The organism is Georgenia sp. SUBG003 (assembly GCF_000715355.2).
Taxonomy (GTDB): Bacteria; Actinomycetota; Actinomycetes; order Actinomycetales; family Actinomycetaceae; genus Georgenia.
Genome location: NZ_CP180204.1, coordinates 1,038,862 through 1,054,659 on the forward strand (window position 1 = coordinate 1,038,862; position 15,798 = coordinate 1,054,659).

At 73.4% G+C, this 15,798-nt stretch carries 13 protein-coding genes; 3 read left to right on the top strand and 10 right to left on the bottom strand.

Annotated features, from left to right (window positions below):
- Positions 1-7: 7 nt before the first annotated feature.
- The 4 genes from DA06_RS05005 to DA06_RS05020 all read right to left on the bottom strand — a co-directional run bounded on the left by DA06_RS05005 (position 8) and on the right by DA06_RS05020 (position 1,987).
- Positions 8-148 carry a hypothetical protein gene (locus DA06_RS05005; protein ID WP_418607872.1) on the bottom strand — a complete coding sequence of 47 codons (141 nt, stop codon included), beginning with the start codon at positions 146-148 and terminating at the stop codon, positions 8-10.
- Entirely contained in the window at positions 85-579 is a 495-nt protein-coding gene (locus DA06_RS05010; protein ID WP_052436383.1) for a hypothetical protein, read from the bottom strand. Before DA06_RS05010 ends, DA06_RS05005 begins: the two co-directional genes overlap by 64 nt.
- 357 nt (positions 580-936) lie before the next feature.
- Positions 937-1,512: a hemerythrin domain-containing protein gene (locus tag DA06_RS05015; RefSeq protein ID WP_043497862.1), complete on the bottom strand. Its 576-nt coding sequence runs from the start codon at positions 1,510-1,512 to the stop codon at positions 937-939.
- 196 nt (positions 1,513-1,708) lie between these two features.
- The gene (locus DA06_RS05020) at positions 1,709-1,987 is read right to left on the bottom strand and encodes a DUF2277 domain-containing protein (RefSeq protein WP_043497865.1); all 279 of its coding nucleotides are present in this window, start codon (positions 1,985-1,987) and stop codon (positions 1,709-1,711) included.
- A gap of 154 nt (positions 1,988-2,141) precedes the next feature.
- Here DA06_RS05020 and DA06_RS05025 point away from each other — a divergent pair, with 154 nt between their 5' ends.
- On the top strand, positions 2,142-2,525 hold the full coding sequence (locus DA06_RS05025; RefSeq protein WP_043497867.1) for a nitroreductase family deazaflavin-dependent oxidoreductase: 384 nt from the start codon (positions 2,142-2,144) through the stop codon (positions 2,523-2,525).
- Positions 2,526-2,657: 132 nt separating this feature from the next.
- On the opposite strand, the gene DA06_RS05030 is transcribed toward DA06_RS05025, so the two are convergent.
- The 6 genes from DA06_RS05030 to DA06_RS05055 all read right to left on the bottom strand — a co-directional run bounded on the left by DA06_RS05030 (position 2,658) and on the right by DA06_RS05055 (position 10,757).
- Entirely contained in the window at positions 2,658-4,541 is a 1,884-nt protein-coding gene (locus tag DA06_RS05030; protein WP_043497869.1) for an HNH endonuclease signature motif containing protein, read from the bottom strand.
- A 123-nt stretch (positions 4,542-4,664) separates the two neighbouring features.
- Positions 4,665-5,159, bottom strand: a complete 495-nt coding sequence (locus tag DA06_RS05035) for an MmcQ/YjbR family DNA-binding protein (RefSeq protein ID WP_418607025.1) — start codon at positions 5,157-5,159, stop codon at positions 4,665-4,667.
- Positions 5,160-5,246: 87 nt separating this feature from the next.
- Positions 5,247-6,116 (bottom strand): TrmH family RNA methyltransferase, encoded by an 870-nt coding sequence (locus DA06_RS05040; RefSeq protein WP_418607027.1) that lies wholly within the window; start codon positions 6,114-6,116, stop codon positions 5,247-5,249.
- Positions 6,117-6,165: 49 nt separating this feature from the next.
- On the bottom strand, positions 6,166-6,936 hold the full coding sequence (locus DA06_RS05045) for an SDR family NAD(P)-dependent oxidoreductase (protein ID WP_043497871.1): 771 nt from the start codon (positions 6,934-6,936) through the stop codon (positions 6,166-6,168).
- Positions 6,937-7,071: 135 nt separating this feature from the next.
- On the bottom strand, positions 7,072-9,012 hold the full coding sequence (locus DA06_RS05050; RefSeq protein WP_043497873.1) for an ABC transporter ATP-binding protein: 1,941 nt from the start codon (positions 9,010-9,012) through the stop codon (positions 7,072-7,074).
- Positions 9,009-10,757: an ABC transporter ATP-binding protein gene (locus DA06_RS05055; protein WP_043497874.1), complete on the bottom strand. Its 1,749-nt coding sequence runs from the start codon at positions 10,755-10,757 to the stop codon at positions 9,009-9,011. Before DA06_RS05055 ends, DA06_RS05050 begins: the two co-directional genes overlap by 4 nt.
- Positions 10,758-10,989: 232 nt before the next feature.
- On the opposite strand from DA06_RS05055, the gene DA06_RS05060 reads away from it, so the two are divergent.
- Complete coding sequence (locus DA06_RS05060) at positions 10,990-14,694, top strand: DUF4132 domain-containing protein (RefSeq protein ID WP_052436385.1); 3,705 nt, start codon at positions 10,990-10,992, stop codon at positions 14,692-14,694.
- On the top strand, positions 14,691-15,791 hold the full coding sequence (locus DA06_RS05065; protein ID WP_043497876.1) for an AAA family ATPase: 1,101 nt from the start codon (positions 14,691-14,693) through the stop codon (positions 15,789-15,791). Before DA06_RS05060 ends, DA06_RS05065 begins: the two co-directional genes overlap by 4 nt.
- The last annotated feature ends 7 nt before the right edge of the window (positions 15,792-15,798 follow it).

The following is a 15,798-nucleotide window of genomic DNA, read 5'->3' on the forward strand; positions in this document are numbered from 1 at the left end:
CTCGAGCCTAGTCGGCCGTCGGGGTGGTCCGAATGTGCCGGACGTCCCCGGCGGCGACAGCCTCCACGCCGGCCCCGGTGTCGATCAGGAGGCGCCCGTCGGTGTCGACGTCGACCGCCCGGCCGACTCTCTGGCCGCCGCCCGGCAGCTCCGCCCGCACGGGCCGCCCGAGGGTGGCGCACACCGCACGCACCTGCTCGCGGAGCCCGGCGCGTCCGCGTCCCCGCCGTCCGCCTCCCACGCGCGCACGAGCGGGACGAGCTCCTCCCCGAGGACCTCCAGGGCCGCGCGGGGGCCGGTCCCGGCGCCGAGCCGGACCAGCGAGGTCGCCCACGGCACCGGCAGCTCACGCTGGGCGACGTTGAGCCCGATCCCGAGGACGACGGCGGTCCCGGCCTTCCCGGCAGGAACGACCTCGGCCAGGATGCCGGCGAGCTTGCGGTCGTGGCCCCAGCCCTCGACGTCGTCCTCCCCCGCCCCGAGCGCGAGGACGTCGTTGGGCCACTTCACGCCCGTGCGCGGCGCGGTGGCGGCAGCCGCGGCCCCACCGGGCAGGAGCCGCTCGCACGCTCGCTGCACAGCCAGGCCCGTGCTCGACGAGCTCGCGCTGAGCCTGGCCGCGGCCCCACGCGTTCCGCACCCGGGTTGCGCCGTAACGGGCCGCGGACGCAGCGCGCGCGACGGCGGAGCGCAACCAGCGGCGTGCCGGCCCGACGGCGGGAGAGAGAACTGTCAGCGGTGACATCGTCGTCACACCTTCCGCTCGGAGCCGGGCCTCGTGCCCGGTTCTTCGCCGTTCCCCACTCTCCGCCGTCGGGGCCGGCCACGCCAGGGCCGAAGGTCCGCCTGCCGGAACCGGCGCCACACCGGCCGCAGGAGTTCCTCGGGCCGGACCTCCGAGGTGTCCGCCCCGTCGGCCGGTGTCGCGCCGAGGCGTCAGCCGGTGCTGCGACCCGTGAGCTTGTCGCGGAGCCGGTCCACCATGCCCACGCCCGCGCCGATGCTCTTGTGGAACAGCTCGGAGTGGGGTGCGGTCGGGTGCGGACGGGTCGGGGCCATCTTCTTGGCGGTCTCGACCTTCTCGCCGAGCTCCACCAGCTCGTCGGCCGGGATGTGCGCGCGGAGCGACGGGAACTGCTCGGTCTCCTCGTCGTTCGCGTGGTGCCGCAGCTGGGCCTCGAGCTCACGGACGAGGTCCATGAACTGGGCGGACGCGGCGTCGACGTCCTCGAGGCGCTTCATGAGCTGGACGATCTCGTCGTGCTCCTTCTTGTCGTGCTCGACCTCCTCGGGACCGTTGGGCACATGCTTCTCGATCGCCGGGTAGACGTACATCTCCTCGGCGACGGCGTGCCGCATCACCTCGGCGATCACGGTGTCCGCAAGGTCCCTGCGCCGTTCGGCGTCCGCCGCCCCCTCGATCTGGCCGAGCAGCTCGATCATGTCCTGGTGGTCGCTGGTGAGAATGTCGACGACATCCATGCCCGCGCCACCGCCCAGTGGCTGTGCCATGTCTGCGCCCTCCTTGGCGTAGTCGGTCTCATCAGGGTAGGTGGGCCGCCTACGGGTGGCCACACCCGAGAAGCAGCGCCGCTGGACGAGGCAGGGCCGAACAATGTCACGCCGGTGACGTGCTTGGGCGGAACAGGCCGACTGCGTCGGGGACCCGAGCAGCTCAGGGCCGACTGCGTCCCGTACGCGAGCAGAATCAGGCCGGCTGCGTCGCGAAGCGGCGGCGGCTACGCTCGCGTGCCTTCTCCGCCTCCACCTCGCGGTCCTTGGGCGGCGCCGTGGTCACGAGGGAGTCGAGCAGCTCCTGGGTGGCTGAGACGATCTGGGCGACGGCCCGGTCGAACGCCTCCTGGTTCGCCTGCGACGGCTTCGTCATGCCGGCGACCTTGCGGACGTACTGCAGCGACGCTGCGCGAACCTCGTCCGTGGTGGCGGGTGGGGCGAAGTTGTGCAGCGGATGGATGTTTCGGCACATGTCGCCAGCGTGCCACGGTGTCGTCCTCCGCAGAAGATCCCGCGGTCAGTGCTCGTCGTACTGCCCACCCGACGCCGACCCGCGTACTGCCCGACGCCGACCCGCGACGCCTGGACGACGGCTAGTTTGGGCGCCATCCGTCGGAGGAGGCCCGATGAGTCCGATCCCGCGGGCGGTGGCCCGTGCGAACCGTCGTGTGCTCAACCCGGTGATGAGGCTCATCGCCCCGCACCTGCCCGGGTTCGGGCTGCTCACGCACGTCGGACGCCGGTCGGGGCGCCGGTACACGATTCCGGTCAACGTCTTCCGCGACGGCGAGCAGGGTTTCCGCGTCGCCCTCACCTACGGCCGCGACGCCGAGTGGGTCCGCAACGTGCGCGCAGCAGGCCGTTGCACGCTGCAGACCCGCGGCCGGGTCGTGGAGCTCGTCGAACCGCGGCTGGTTCACGACCCCTGGCGCTCGTGGGCTCCCGTGCCGGTTCGACAGATCCTCGGGCTCATCCGCGCTCCGGACGTCCTGGTGATGCGGAAACGCTGAAGTCTCGAGCCGATGACGCGGTACGGCAGGACAGGCGCGAGACATCGCCCTTGCGGGGGGCACGAGCACTTGTGCAGGCATGGCGTGGAGCCGGCGCGCGTGGAGATGCTCTGTTCTTCGGGCGTGCCGGGGTTATCCGGCGTGCTGGCGTGCTGGCGTGCTGGGTTGGTCGTCGTGGCGGGTCCCGCGCTGCCTGCCGGGCCTCAGAACGGTGGCTCGCCGTTGGCGAGGAGGTCGGCCCAGCGGGTGGTGGCTGCCGGGGTGCCGGCGGGCGGGTCGGGGGGTGTGCCGGTACCGGTGGCCGGTGCGAGGAACGGTCCAGATGACGGTGCCGTCCGTCTCGCGGCGCACGTGCCAGTGCCTGGTGGTCTTGAGGTTGTGGTGGCGCCGGCACAACGGGTTCAGGTTGCACGTGCTCGTCTGCCTGACCAGGTGCGCGATGGACGGGTCGTAGGCGATGCGGTGGTCCAGGTCGCACACCACCGACGGCCGCGCGCAGCCGGGGAAGGTGCAGGTGAGGTCCCGGGCCTTGACGGTGCGGGTCAGGTCCGCCCCGGGCCGGTACGCCGTGGTGGAGAGGTCCGTGAAGTGGCCGTGCTCGTCGGTCAGCAGGGCCCGCCAGGTCGCGTCCTGGGCGAGCTCGCGGGCGAGCTCGGCGGGGATGGGCCCGTATCCGGCGAGGTGGCCGGCGTGGTGGTCCAGGCCGAGCAGGGTGCCGGCGCCGACGGTGATCTGCGCCCCCGCCCGCGCCGTCCGTCCGGTGGGCAGGGGGTGGCCGGCCAGGTCGAGGCCGCGGTCCAGGACGGTGGCGAAGAGGTCGACGAACGCGTCGGCCTGCACCTGGGCGCGGGTGCGCTCGTCCTCGCCGGGCCCGGTGCCGTCGGTCGCCGCCCGTGCGAGGGCCCCCAGGGCGGCCTTGACGGTGTGGGCGTGGTCGGCGCGCACGTAGGCGGTGATCCAGGCCATCGCGTCCGGGGCGGGGGTGATGGTGACCTTGCGGGCGGCGTGCTCGGCCCTGCGCCGCTCCGCCCCCGCCTCCGGGTTCACCGACAGGGCGGCGGCCCGGATCCGGTTGCGCAGCTTCGGCCCGGAGAGCCGGTCGGCGTCCCTCAGCAGCCCGGTGACGACCCGGCGGTGCTGGCGGGCCGTCAGGCCCGGCTCGCGGGTGGTCAGGACGGTGGCCTTGCGGGAGTCGATCCGCCCGGTGCTCAGGGCGTCGGCGACCTCGGGGAAGGAGTCCAGGGCGGCGGCGAGGTTCACCTTCGCCGCCCCGACCGCGTTCGTCGAGCCCAGCCGGGCGGCGATCTCGGCCGCGGCCCGGTCCGCCGCCCCGGCCGAGGTGCCCTGCCGGTCGGTCAGCTCGCGCACGAGGACGGCCTGCCTGGCCAGGGCCCAGGACGCCAGGCGCTCGAACGCGGCGATCGTCTCGACCAGCGTCGCCGCGCCGACCTGCCCGGGCACCAGCGGCCCGACCAGCCCGGCGAGCACCGGCCCGCCCGGCAGGGCCTCCAGCGCCGAGGCCCCGGCCGCGTCCGCCTCCGCGTCCACCAGCCCCCGCGCCAGCGCCCCGACCAGCGCCGGATCCCCCGCGGAGGGCACCGGCACCGACGCCGGCCTCGGCGCCGCGCCCGTCGGCACGACCGCCCACCACGGCACCGGACCGGCGTCCCCGACCCCGTCAGCTGACACGTGGGACGCGGCGGTCGAAGGGGAGGCGATGTCAGAGGAGCGCTCGACGTCGACGGAAGAACAGCCGTCACCGGGCGGGGTGCCCGAACTGCCGTCCGCCGCGGCGTCGTCGCTCGAGGCGATGGCGGGCGCGTCCACGGCACGGTCGGTCGGCTCCGCGCCCTCCCACAGCAGCCTGAGCTCCGCCGACGGCGGGTACAGCCCGACTCCGGCCGCGGCCCAGCCGCTCACGACCTCGGCAAACGCGCGCTCCAGGTCCGGCACCAGGGCACCCGCGGCCCCGGCGGTACCCTGCCTGCCGCCCCCGCCCACCTCGTCCCCGACCATGCATCGAACACTAGTACGACGCACTGACATCCCCCCCGACCGCCGGGCGCTCTGTGGATGGACCGGCGGCCGGTGCGGCCATGGACGGTCGAAAGGGCCTCGGCGTGGTGGGGCGGTCAGGCCTCAGACCGTGCGAGGGCCCGGCGAGTCGTTCGAGCTGCCGTCCAGGCCGCCAGCGACGGCGCTCGAGCGGCCCGCTGGTCCGCCGTCGGCGTCCAGCCGGGCGATCTGCCCCCGGGTCGCGACCTGGCGGTACGAGCAGTCGAGCAGCTCGGCGACCTCCTGCCAGTCCACGTCCTCGGGGCCGGAGCCCCCCGCGGCGAGGTCGAGACCGATCCAGCCCGACGGCGCGAGGTAGGCGGGCGTGAAGGTGCGCGCGTCCTCGGCCAGAGCCATGCGGTCCGAGTCCTCCGGCAGCACGAGGAGCCCGTGCGGGTACTCCGTGCGTACGCCGGCACCGCCCTTCGTGCTCGAGCCGTACACGGCGAACACCTTCCGCACCCTGAAGTGCGGGCGTCCGTGGGCGACCTTCTCCTCGGCATCCGGGAGTGCGAGCGCGAGCGGGCGCAGGCGCGCGAGGTAGGGATCGTCGTCGTCGAACATGATCGGGTGCGCCACGGTTCCTCCCGCCGCCAGGGTAGCGGCGGGTGCCGCCGGTGGGACGCGAAGCAGACCGGCGTCGCCCGACCGGCTGGCGGGCCGCCGCTAAGACCGACCCGGGACGCGCGTGGCCCAGAACGCGACGGCGGAGGCGGCGGCCACGTTGAGGGAGTCGACGCCGCCGGCCATCGGGATGCGCACGACGACGTCGGCCGCCTCCACCGTGGTGCGGGCCAGTCCGTCGCCCTCCGTGCCGAGCACCATGGCGATCCTCGAGCCCGGAGTTGTCACCGCCGGGGAGGCGGCAAACTCGTCGAGGCTGACGGAGTCGTCCGACAGCGCCATGGCGGCCACGGTGTAGCCGGCGTCGCGCAGCTTCGCCACCCCGCCGGGCCAGAGCGTCATCCGGGTCCACGGCACCTGGAAGACGGTCCCCATGGAGACGCGGACGCTGCGCCGGTACAGGGGGTCGGCGCACCGCGGGGTCACCAGGACGGCGTCGACGCCGAGCCCCGCGGCCGAGCGGAACATGGCACCGACGTTGGTGTGGTCGACGATGTCCTCCAGGATCGCGACCCTCCGCGCACCCGCTCCCCCGCGCGCCGAGGCGAGCAGCTCGCGCACGCCCAGCAGCGGCGGGCGGTGCATGGCCGCCAGCGCGCCGCGGTGGAGGTGGAAGCCGGTGATCGCCCGGAGGACCGGCTCCTCGGCGACGAACACGGGGACCTCCGCCCCGCCGTCGTCGGCCCCGGTCGCCGCCTCGATGACGGGGGCCATCGAGGCGAGCCACTTCTCCGCCATCAGGAACGAGCGGGGTCGGTGCCCGGCCTCCACGGTACGGCGGATGACGTTCGAGCTCTCGGCGATGTACAGGCCCTTCTCGGGCTCGTGCTTCGAGCGCAGGGCGACGTCGGTGAGGTTCGTGTAGTCGCCGAGGCGGTCCTCGGCGGGGTCGGTGATGCGGATCAGCGGCACGGGACCATTCTCCCGTGCCGCCGACCGCTCCCCGTCCAGCGGGTAGGTCTCAGCGCGACGTGTATCCCGCGTCGACCATCAGCAGCCCGCCCGTGACGTAGGACGACTGGTCCGAGCACAGCCACATGCTGGCCTCGGCCACCTCCGAGGGCTGGGCGAAGCGACCCAGGAGACTGAGCTGCGGCGCGAACTCCTCCTCAGTCGCCCCGATCGTCTCCAGGGCGCCTCGGAGCATGGGCGTGTCGATGGCGCCCGGGCCGACGCTGTTCACGCGGATACCCTGCGGTGCGTACTCGAGGGAGGCGACCTTGGTCATGCCGATGACGGCGTGCTTCGCCGCCACGTACGCGACGTTGTTGGGCTGCGGCCGCACACCGGAGACGGAGGAGATGTTGACGATCGCCCCGCCGTCGCCCTGGGCGAGCATCTGACGGATCTCGTACTTCAGGCACAGCGCGACGCCCTTGAGGTCGACGGCGATGAGGCGGTCGAACTCCGCCTCGTCGAGCTCGGCCACCGGGTGCGTGTCCGGCGTCATGGCGGCGTTGTTGACCGCGCAGTCGAGCCGGCCGTAGGTCTCCACCGCGAACGCCACCATCGCCTGGACGCTCGCCGGCGAGGAGACGTCGGTGCGCACGAAGGCGACCTCCAGCCCGTCGCCGCGAAGCGCGTCCGTCGTGGCCCGCCCCGCCTCCTCGTTGATGTCGGCGATCACCACCTTGGCGCCCGCCTCGGCGAACAGGCGGGCCGTCGCCTCGCCCATCCCCATCGCGGCGCCGGTGACGACTGCAACCTTTCCTTCGAGCACGGGGTAGACCATCGGGGATCGTCCTTCTCTCCGCGGCCGCGGGCTCCCCGGGGCCTCTTGATCCCGACGCTAGGTGCGCGCGCCGGCGGATCCGGTGGACGTAGGTCCCCGGGAGAGCGAGCCGCCCGCGTCGTCCCGTCGCCGGACCTATGCCTCCTCGACCGCCGGGGCCGCGAACTGTGCCTCGTACAGCCGCGCGTACGCCCCGCCGGACCCGAGCAGCTCGGCGTGGGTGCCCTTCTCCACGATGCGCCCCTCCTCCATGACGAGGATGACGTCGGCGTCACGGATGGTCGACAGGCGGTGGGCGATGACGAAGCTCGTCCGACCCTGCCGCAACGCGTTCATCGCCTGCTGCACGAGCACCTCGGTGCGGGTGTCCACCGAGCTGGTGGCCTCGTCGAGGATGAGGATCTGGGGGTCGGAGAGGAACGCCCGCGCGATGGTGATGAGCTGCTTCTCGCCGGCGGACACGCCGCCGCCCTCGTCGTCGATCACGGTCCCGTACCCGTCGGGCAGGGAGTGGACGAACCGTTCCACGCTCGTCGCGCGCCCGGCGAGCTCCACCTCGCCGTCGGTCGCGCCGTCGCGGCCGAAGGCGATGTTCTCCGCGATGGTGCCCTTGAAGAGCCACGTGTCCTGCAGGACCATCCCGATCTGGCCGCGCAGGTCCTGCCGCGTCATGGCGCGGGTGTCGATGCCGTCGAGCATGATCCGGCCGGAGTCGATCTCGTAGAACCGCAGGATGAGGTTCACCAGCGTGGTCTTGCCGGCGCCGGTGGGGCCGACGACGGCGACGGTCTGGCCCGGCTCGACCACCAGGTCGAGGTGCTCGATGAGCGGGGTGTCGGCCTCGTAGCGGAAGCTCACGTCCTGGAACTCCACGCGGCCGCGGACCGCGGCGGGCAGTGCGCCGGGGACCGGGTCGGGCGCCTCCTCCTCGGCGTCCATCAGCTCGAAGATCCGCTCCGCCGAGGCGACGCCCGACTGGACGAGGTTCGTCATCGACGCGAGCTGCGCCAGCGGCTGGCTGAACTGGCGCGAGTACTGGATGAACGCCTGCACCTCGCCGAGGGTGAGCGCGCCCGAGGCCACGCGCAGCCCGCCGACCACCGCGACGAGCACGTAGTTGAGGTTCGAGACGAACGCCATCGAGGGCATGATCGTCCCGGAGATGAACTGCGCCCGGAAGCTCGCCCGGTACAGGCGATCGTTCTCCTCGGTGAACGCCTGGGTGAACGCGTCCTGGCTGTTGAACGCGGTGACGAGCTCGTGGCCGGTGAAGGCCTCCTCCACCTGGCCGCCGAGATCGCCGGTGGACTTCCACTGGGCGACGAAGTGGGGCTGGGCCCGCTTGGCGATCGTCATCGTCAGCCAGGCTGAGAGCGGCACGGTGACGAGCGCGATGAGGGCCAGCTGCCACGAGAGGTAGAACATCATGCCCAGCACGCCGAGCACCGTCAGCAGCGAGACGATCAGCTGCGAGAGGGTCTGCTGCAGCGACTGGGTGACGTTGTCGATGTCGTTGGTGACGCGGGAGAGCGTGTCGCCGCGCGCCTGGGAGTCCAGGTGCGAGAGGGAGAGCCGGTCGATCTTGGCCTGGACCTGCCGCCGCAGCCGGTACCCGGTGCGCTGGACGACGTGCGCGAGGATGAGCCCCTGGCCCCAGCCCAGGACGGCGGCCACCGCGTAGACGGCGAGGACCACGAGGACGGTGGTGCCGAGCGCGCCGAAGTCGATGCCCTGCCCCGGCACGACGTCCATCCCGGAGACCATGTCGGCCACCTGGTCCTGCCCCGACGCCCGCAGACCGGCGATCGCCTGCGCCTTCGAGACGCCGGCCGGCAGCGTCTTGCCGACCACGCCGTCGAAGACGATGTTGGTCGCGTCACCGAGCAGCTTCGGCCCGAGCACCTGCAGGAAGACCGACCCCGCCCCGAGCCCGACGACGAGCACCATCCAGGCCCGCTCGGGCCGGAGCTCGCCGAGGAGCCGGCGCAGCGAGGCGCCGAAGTGCAGCGACTTCTGCACCGGCGCCATGCCGGGCCCCATACCGGGCCCGCGTGGCCCCGGACCGTGCCCGCTCATGACGCCTCCTCCGCGCTGAGCTGGGACAGCACGATCTCGCGGTAGGTCTGCGAGGTCTCCATGAGCCCGTGGTGCGTCCCGACGCCGACCACCTGTCCCTCGTCGAGGACGACGATCTGGTCGGCGTCCCGGATGGAGGCGACGCGCTGGCCGACGACGAGCACGGTCGCCCCGCCGGTGGCCGCCGGGAGGGCGGCGCGCAGGCGGGCGTCCGTGGCGAAGTCGAGCGCCGAGAAGGAGTCGTCGAACAGGTAGACGTCGGCGCGCCGGAGCAGGGCCCGGGCGATCGCGAGACGCTGGCGCTGGCCGCCGGAGAAGTTCGTGCCGCCCTGCTCGACCGGCGCGTCGAGCCCGCCGGGCAGCGCCTCGACGAAGTCGCGGGCCTGGGCGACCTCGAGGGCCCTCCAGAGCTCGGCCTCGGTGGCCGCCGCGCGGCCGTGCCTCAACGTCGAGGCCACCGTGCCGGAGAACAGGTACGCCTTCTGCGGGACGAGGGAGACCCGGGCGCGCAGCGCACCGGGGTCGAGCTCGCGCACGTCGACACCGGCCACCCGCACGGCACCGGCGGTCACGTCGACCAGTCGGGGGATCAGGTTGACCAGGGAGGTCTTGCCCGAGCCGGTCGCCCCGATCACCGCCGTCGTGCGTCCCGGCTCGAGGCGCAGGTCGACGCCCCGCAGCACCGGTGACTCAGCGCCGGCGTACCCGAAGCTCGCGCCGTCGAGCTCCACGACGAGACCGCGGTCGCCGTTCGGCGGCACCGGCAGGGGCACGGGCGAGGCGGGAACCACGATCGCGGGCTCGACGTCGAGGACCTCCTTGACGCGCTCGGAACTGACCTCGGCGCGCGGGACCATCACGAACATCATGACCGCCATGAGCACAGACATAAGGATCTGCATGAGGTAGTTGAGGAAGGCGACGAGGGAGCCGATCTCCATCTCTCCGGCGTCGATCCGGCCGGCGCCGAACCAGATGACGCCCACCGACGAGGCGCCGATGATCAGCTGCACCGCCGGGAAGACCACGGCCATGATCTTCCCGACGCCGAGCGCCGTCGCCATGAGCTCCGTGCTCGCCTCGTCGAAGCGGACCCGCTCGGTGGGCTGGCGGTTGAACGCGCGGACCACCCGCACGCCGGCGATCTGCTCGCGCAGCACCAGGTTGATCCGGTCGATGCGCTTCTGCATCACCTTGAACAGCGGCGCCATGCGCCAGATCGCCAGCCCCATGACGGCTCCGAGCACCGGGACGACGACGAGCAGCAGCGCCGAGAGCCCGACGTCCTGCTGCAGGGCCATGAACACGCCGCCGACCATCATGATCGGGGCCATCACCATGATGGTGAACGTCAGCACGGTCACCATCTGGATCTGCTGGACGTCGTTGGTGGTCCGGGTGATGAGGCTCGGCGCGCCGAAGCGCCCCATCTCCGCGGCGGAGAACCGCTGCACGCGGTTGAAGACCGCGGCGCGCATGTCCCGGCCCGCAGCCATGGCCGTCCGCGCTCCGAGCCGGACGGCGGCGATCGCGCAGACCGCCTGCAAAGCGCTGATGGCGAGCATCAGCCCGCCGATTCGCAGGATGTAGCCGGTGTCGCCGGTCACCACGCCGTTGTTGATGATGTCGGCGTTGAGGGTGGGCAGGGACAGCGCCGCGACGGTCTGCACGATCTGCAGCACGACGACGACCGCCACGTCGCGCCGGTAGGGGCGCAGGAAGCGCCGGAGGACTCTCAGCAGCATCGGACCTACTTCTCTCCCGCCGCGGCCCTGCCGCAGCCGCACCAGCGTACGCGGCGCACCATTGCCCGACACGACATTTTCTCCGGGCAGGCCCTCGCGCCCTGCCCCCGCGCGAGCACCTTTACGGACGGGTGACGGGGCAACGTTCCCGAAACCGCCATCCGCCGTCCGGTCCTCGGCTACGTTCGCCCTCGACGGGCGCGGCGGTGCGCACGGCCGGAAGGGGTGCGACATGGCGCTGTGGCAGGTGCTGACGGGGCGGAGGGACGACGTGGCGACTGTGCCGCGTCAGTGGCGCGCTGCCCTGGGGCGGGTGCTCGCACCGTTCGAGGGCGCGGCTCCCGGCCTGCCCGGAGACCTGCGTGACTACGTCCTCACCGGCAGCCCGGCGGGCGTCCTGCAGAATCCGGCCCTGCGGACCAACGCCGGCCGCACCACCCTGGGAGCGGGGAGCGTGGGCTTCGACGGCGACCAGGAGGCGATGCGGGCCCTGTGCACCGGTCTCGGCAGCGTGCCGTCGGAGGTTGTGGTGCGGTGGGCCCGCGTCCTCGAGGTGTCCGCGGGGTCGTGGTCGGTGAGGCTCGACCCGGTGGCGGGCGCGCACTGGGCCGAGAACCTCGTCGTCCACCTGGCCGAGCAGCTCTGGGACCGCCAGGCGCGACGCCCGACCGTGCCGGTCGACATCGCGGTGGTCGAGGACGCCCTGGTCTCGGTCGGCGCCCCGCGCCACGACCTGATGGAGGCCGCGTTCCGGGACTCGGGAAAGCCCGAGCCCTCCTGGTCGGGAACGCGGAAGAGCATCCGCGCGCTGAACGGCTACGCCGCCGCCGTCGCCCGCGACGCCGACGTGCTCCGCCGGACCGTCGCCGCCCAGGGTGCGCGCGGCCAGCTCGTCGCCCTCGAGATGCTCGCGCCTCTGCCCGACGACACGCTGCGTCTCTTCGTGCCGGAGATCGCGGCCATGCTCGCCTCGGGCAGCAAGCAGGTGAGGGCGGCGGTCGCGCCGGTCGCGGCCCGCTGCGGCACCCTGTTGACGGAGCCGCTTCGGGAGCTGACGGTGTCGGGCACGCCGGAGACCCGCCTCCACGCGCTGCGGGCACTCGCCGCGGCCGGTGACGACGCCCGCGCCTGGGCGCTCGAGCACGCGTCGTCTGACCGGGCGGCGAGCGTCCGGGCTCTCGTCGCGGAGCTGGCGGCCGACCCGGCCGGCGCCACCGACGGCGAACCCGCCCCGCCGCAGCGGCCGACGATCGACTGGCGTGTCCGGGTCACCCCCGAGCTCACGGCGCAGCTCGAGGACCTCTGGACGGAGACCAACCGGAAGATCGAGCTCGACAACCTCAGGGCCGAGGAGCTGGAAGCCCGGACGCGGGCCCAGCACCCGGGCTACGAGGCGAGTCGCTACCGCACGCCACCGCTCGACCGCGGCACGCTGAGGCGGTTCCTGTCCGAGCTCGGGCACGGCACGCCGCCGGCCACCCCGAGCGAGGACGCGCCCCACGTCGTGGCGCACCTGCTCGAGCGCCGCGCAGACCGCCTGGCTCTGGGACCGGCCGGCGTGGTGGCACTGCTCCACCACCTCGGTCACCTCGTCGAGCACGGCGGCGCGCTGTCGCGCACCGCGGCGACTCTCCTAGAGGCCGAGCACGCCCGCACCGGCCGGCCCACGGTCCTCGAGGTCGCCACCATGCTGGACGAGCTCGGGCTCGACGGCGGTCGCGCCGTCTACCGGCGCTTCGCGTCCCCCTGGGGCCCGCGCCTCGGCCGGGACTGGCCGGACGAGCAGGTCTCCCCGTTCGTGCTGGCGCACCTCGACCTTGTGCTGCGGACCCTGTCCAGCACCGACCGGGACTGGTCGATCGCCCCGGAGGCCCCCTACCGCGCGCTAGCCACCCTGCCCACACTTCCCCGCCGCGCCGTCGACGCCCTCTTCGCCACGGCACTGTCCGGGAACCGGGTGGACCGGCGCCCGGCCCAGAGCACGCTCGATCACCTGGCCGGCACCGAGGCGCGCATCGTCGCCGCGCTCCAGGACGGCAAGTTCGACGTGCGCGCCGAGGCGGCGGGCTGGCTGCGCCGACGCCGGGCCGAGGCGGCTGTGCCCGCCCTGGAGGCCGCCGTCGGCAAGGAGAAGCACGACCTCGCCAAGGGTGCGATGCTCGACGCGCTGGAGGCGATGGGCTTCCCCGTCGAGAGGTACGTCGACCGGGGCGAGCTGGGACGGAAGGCCCGCGCCGCCGTCGCCAAGGGTCTGCCCAAGGAGCTGGGGTGGTTCCCCTGGGCAGGCCTGCCCGAGGTGCGCTGGGCCGACAGCGGTGAACCGGTCGGCACGGAGACGCTCCAGTGGCTGCTCGCCCAGGCCGTGCGGGCGAAGAGTCCGGAGCCGAACGCGATGCTGCGGAAGTACTGCGCCATGTTCGCCCCGGCGGACGGGGAGCGGCTCGGGCAGTTCGTCCTCGAGGCCTGGCTGGCGGAGGACACCCGGCCGATCGACGCCGACGAGGCCTACCGGCGGGCCGCGCAGGAGGCCGGCTGGACGCACCAGTCCATGGCCCGGTACCCCCAGGGGTACCAGAACAATCCGCTCCTCGGTGCCTCGGTGGAGGAGATCACCGCGGCGTACCTGCCCCGGTTCCTGCGCGAGCCCGTCGGCTCGGCCGCCGCGTCCAAGGGGCTGCTCGCCGTCGTCGCCGCGTGCGCGGGCGAGCGCGCCGCCCCGCCCGTCGCCCGGTACCTCAGGGACTGGTACGGCAAGCGGGCCGCCCAGTCGAAGGCGCTGGTAGCCATGCTCGGGTGGATCGAGCACCCCACGGCCACCCAGCTCATGCTCTCCGTCGGCTCCCGCTTCCGGACCAGGAGCATCCAGGAGGAGGCGAACCGCCAGGCCCTGGCGCTCGCGGAGCGCAAGGGGTGGACCGTCGACGAGCTCGCCGACCGGACTGTTCCCACCGCGGGGCTCGACGAGTCCGGCCGCCTGGACCTCAGCTACGGCGAGCGCACGTTCGCCGCCGTGCTGCGGCCCGAGCTGACCCTCGAGCTGCGCTCGCCGGAGGAGAAGAAGATCACCTCGCTGCCGGCCCCGCGCCGCACCGACGACCCCGACCGCGCCGCCGAGTCCAGGAAGGCGCTGGCCGCGGCCCGCAAGGAGCTCAAGGCGGTGGTGCAGCTGCAGACCCAGCGGTTGTACGAGGCGCTCTGCACCGGACGCACCTGGTCCTTCGAGGACTGGGACCGCTACCTCGCCCGGCACCCGGTCGTGCGACACCTCGTGCGCCGCCTCGTGTGGACGGCGACCGCCCCGGACGGATCGGTCGTCGTCTTCCGGCCGCTCGACGACGGCTCGCTGACCGACGTCGACGACGAGGCCGTCGCGATCGCACCGGACGCCGTCGTCCGCCTGGCGCACGACACCAACCTCGACGCGGAGAGCGCCCGCCGATGGATCGACCACCTGGCCGACTACGAGGTGGCCCCGCTGTTCACCCAGCTCGGGAGGGACACGTACGTCCTGCCCGACGGAGGGTCCGCCAGCGCGGAGATCACCGACTTCCGCGGGCACGTGCTCGAGGCGTTCGCCCTGCGCGGCCGGGCGGGCAAGCTCGGCTACACCCGCGGCCAGACCGAGGACGGCGGGTGGTTCTTCACGTACGAGAAGCGGTTCCCCACCCTGGGCCTGAGCACCGTCGTCGAGTTCTCCGGGAACGGCCTGCCGGAGGAGAACAACAGGGTTGCGCTCACGGCCCTGCGGTTCGTGCGGCACACGGACGGTGGCGGGGGCCACGGCGCGGGTGGTGGCGCGTGGGGCCGCGAGGCTTCGGGGCTCCTTCTCGGTGACGTGCCCGCCGTCCTACTCTCGGAGGCCTACGGCGACATGGGTCTCATGGCCGCCGACGGCACCGGGTTCGACCCGGACTGGGAGAAGGTGGTGGGCCGGTGAGCGTGCCCCCGTCGGCGATCCTCCGTGCCCCCGCGGAACAGGTCCACGCGGACGAGCTCGCCGCCCTCGCCCAGGCGGACACCGGCCCGCGCCCGACCGGCTGGCGGCTCTCCCCGCGGGCGGTGCGCGCGTTCGTCGTCGGCGACGCGGCGCTGGGCGTGAGCCGCAAGTTCTACGGCGACGACGCCCTGGTCGAGCGGTGCGTCGTCACGCTCATGAGCAACCGCGGGCTCCTCCTCGTCGGCGAGCCCGGCACGGCGAAGTCGATGCTCTCCGAGCTCCTCGCCGCGGCGATCTCCGGAGACTCCACCTGCACCGTCCAGGGCAGCTCCGGCACGACCGGCGACCAGATCACGTACTCGTGGAACTACGCCCTGCTCCTGGCCGAGGGGCCCAGCGAGCGGGCCCTCGTCCGGGGCCCGACGTACCAGGCGATGGAGCGCGGCGCGCTGTGCCGCTTCGAGGAGGTCACCCGGGTCCAGCCGGAGATCCAGGACGTCCTCATCGGGCTGCTCTCGGACAAGGTGCTCCACGTGCCCGAGCTCGACGGCGGGGCCGCCACCGTCTTCGCCCGGCCGGGCTTCAACGTCGTCGCCACCGCCAACCTCCGCGACCGCGGAGTGCACGAGATGTCCAGCGCGCTGAAGCGCCGGTTCAACTTCGAGACCGTGCGCCCCATCGCGGACCGGCGGCTCGAGGCCCGGCTCGTGCGCGAGCAGACCGACGCCCTGCTGCGGCAGGCGGAGGTCACCACCCGGATGAGCGAGGACGTCGTCGACCTGCTCGTCACCGCCTTCCACGACCTGCGCGACGGCGTCACCGCGGAGGGGACCGTGGTCGAGCGCCCCACCGCGGTGATGTCCTCCGCCGAGGCCGTCGCGGTCGGCTACGCCGCGGGCCTCGACGCGCACTACTTCGGCGACGGCGAGGTGGGCGGCGAGCACGTGGCCCGCCAGCTCATCGGCACGGTGCTCAAGGACGAGCCGCAGGACGGCACGAAGCTGCGGCACTACTTCGACGTCGTCGTCAGGGAGCGGGCCCGGCGGGACCGGCGGTGGCGGCGGGCCCTCGACGCGCGCCGCGAGCTGGACCGGTGAGCGGGGC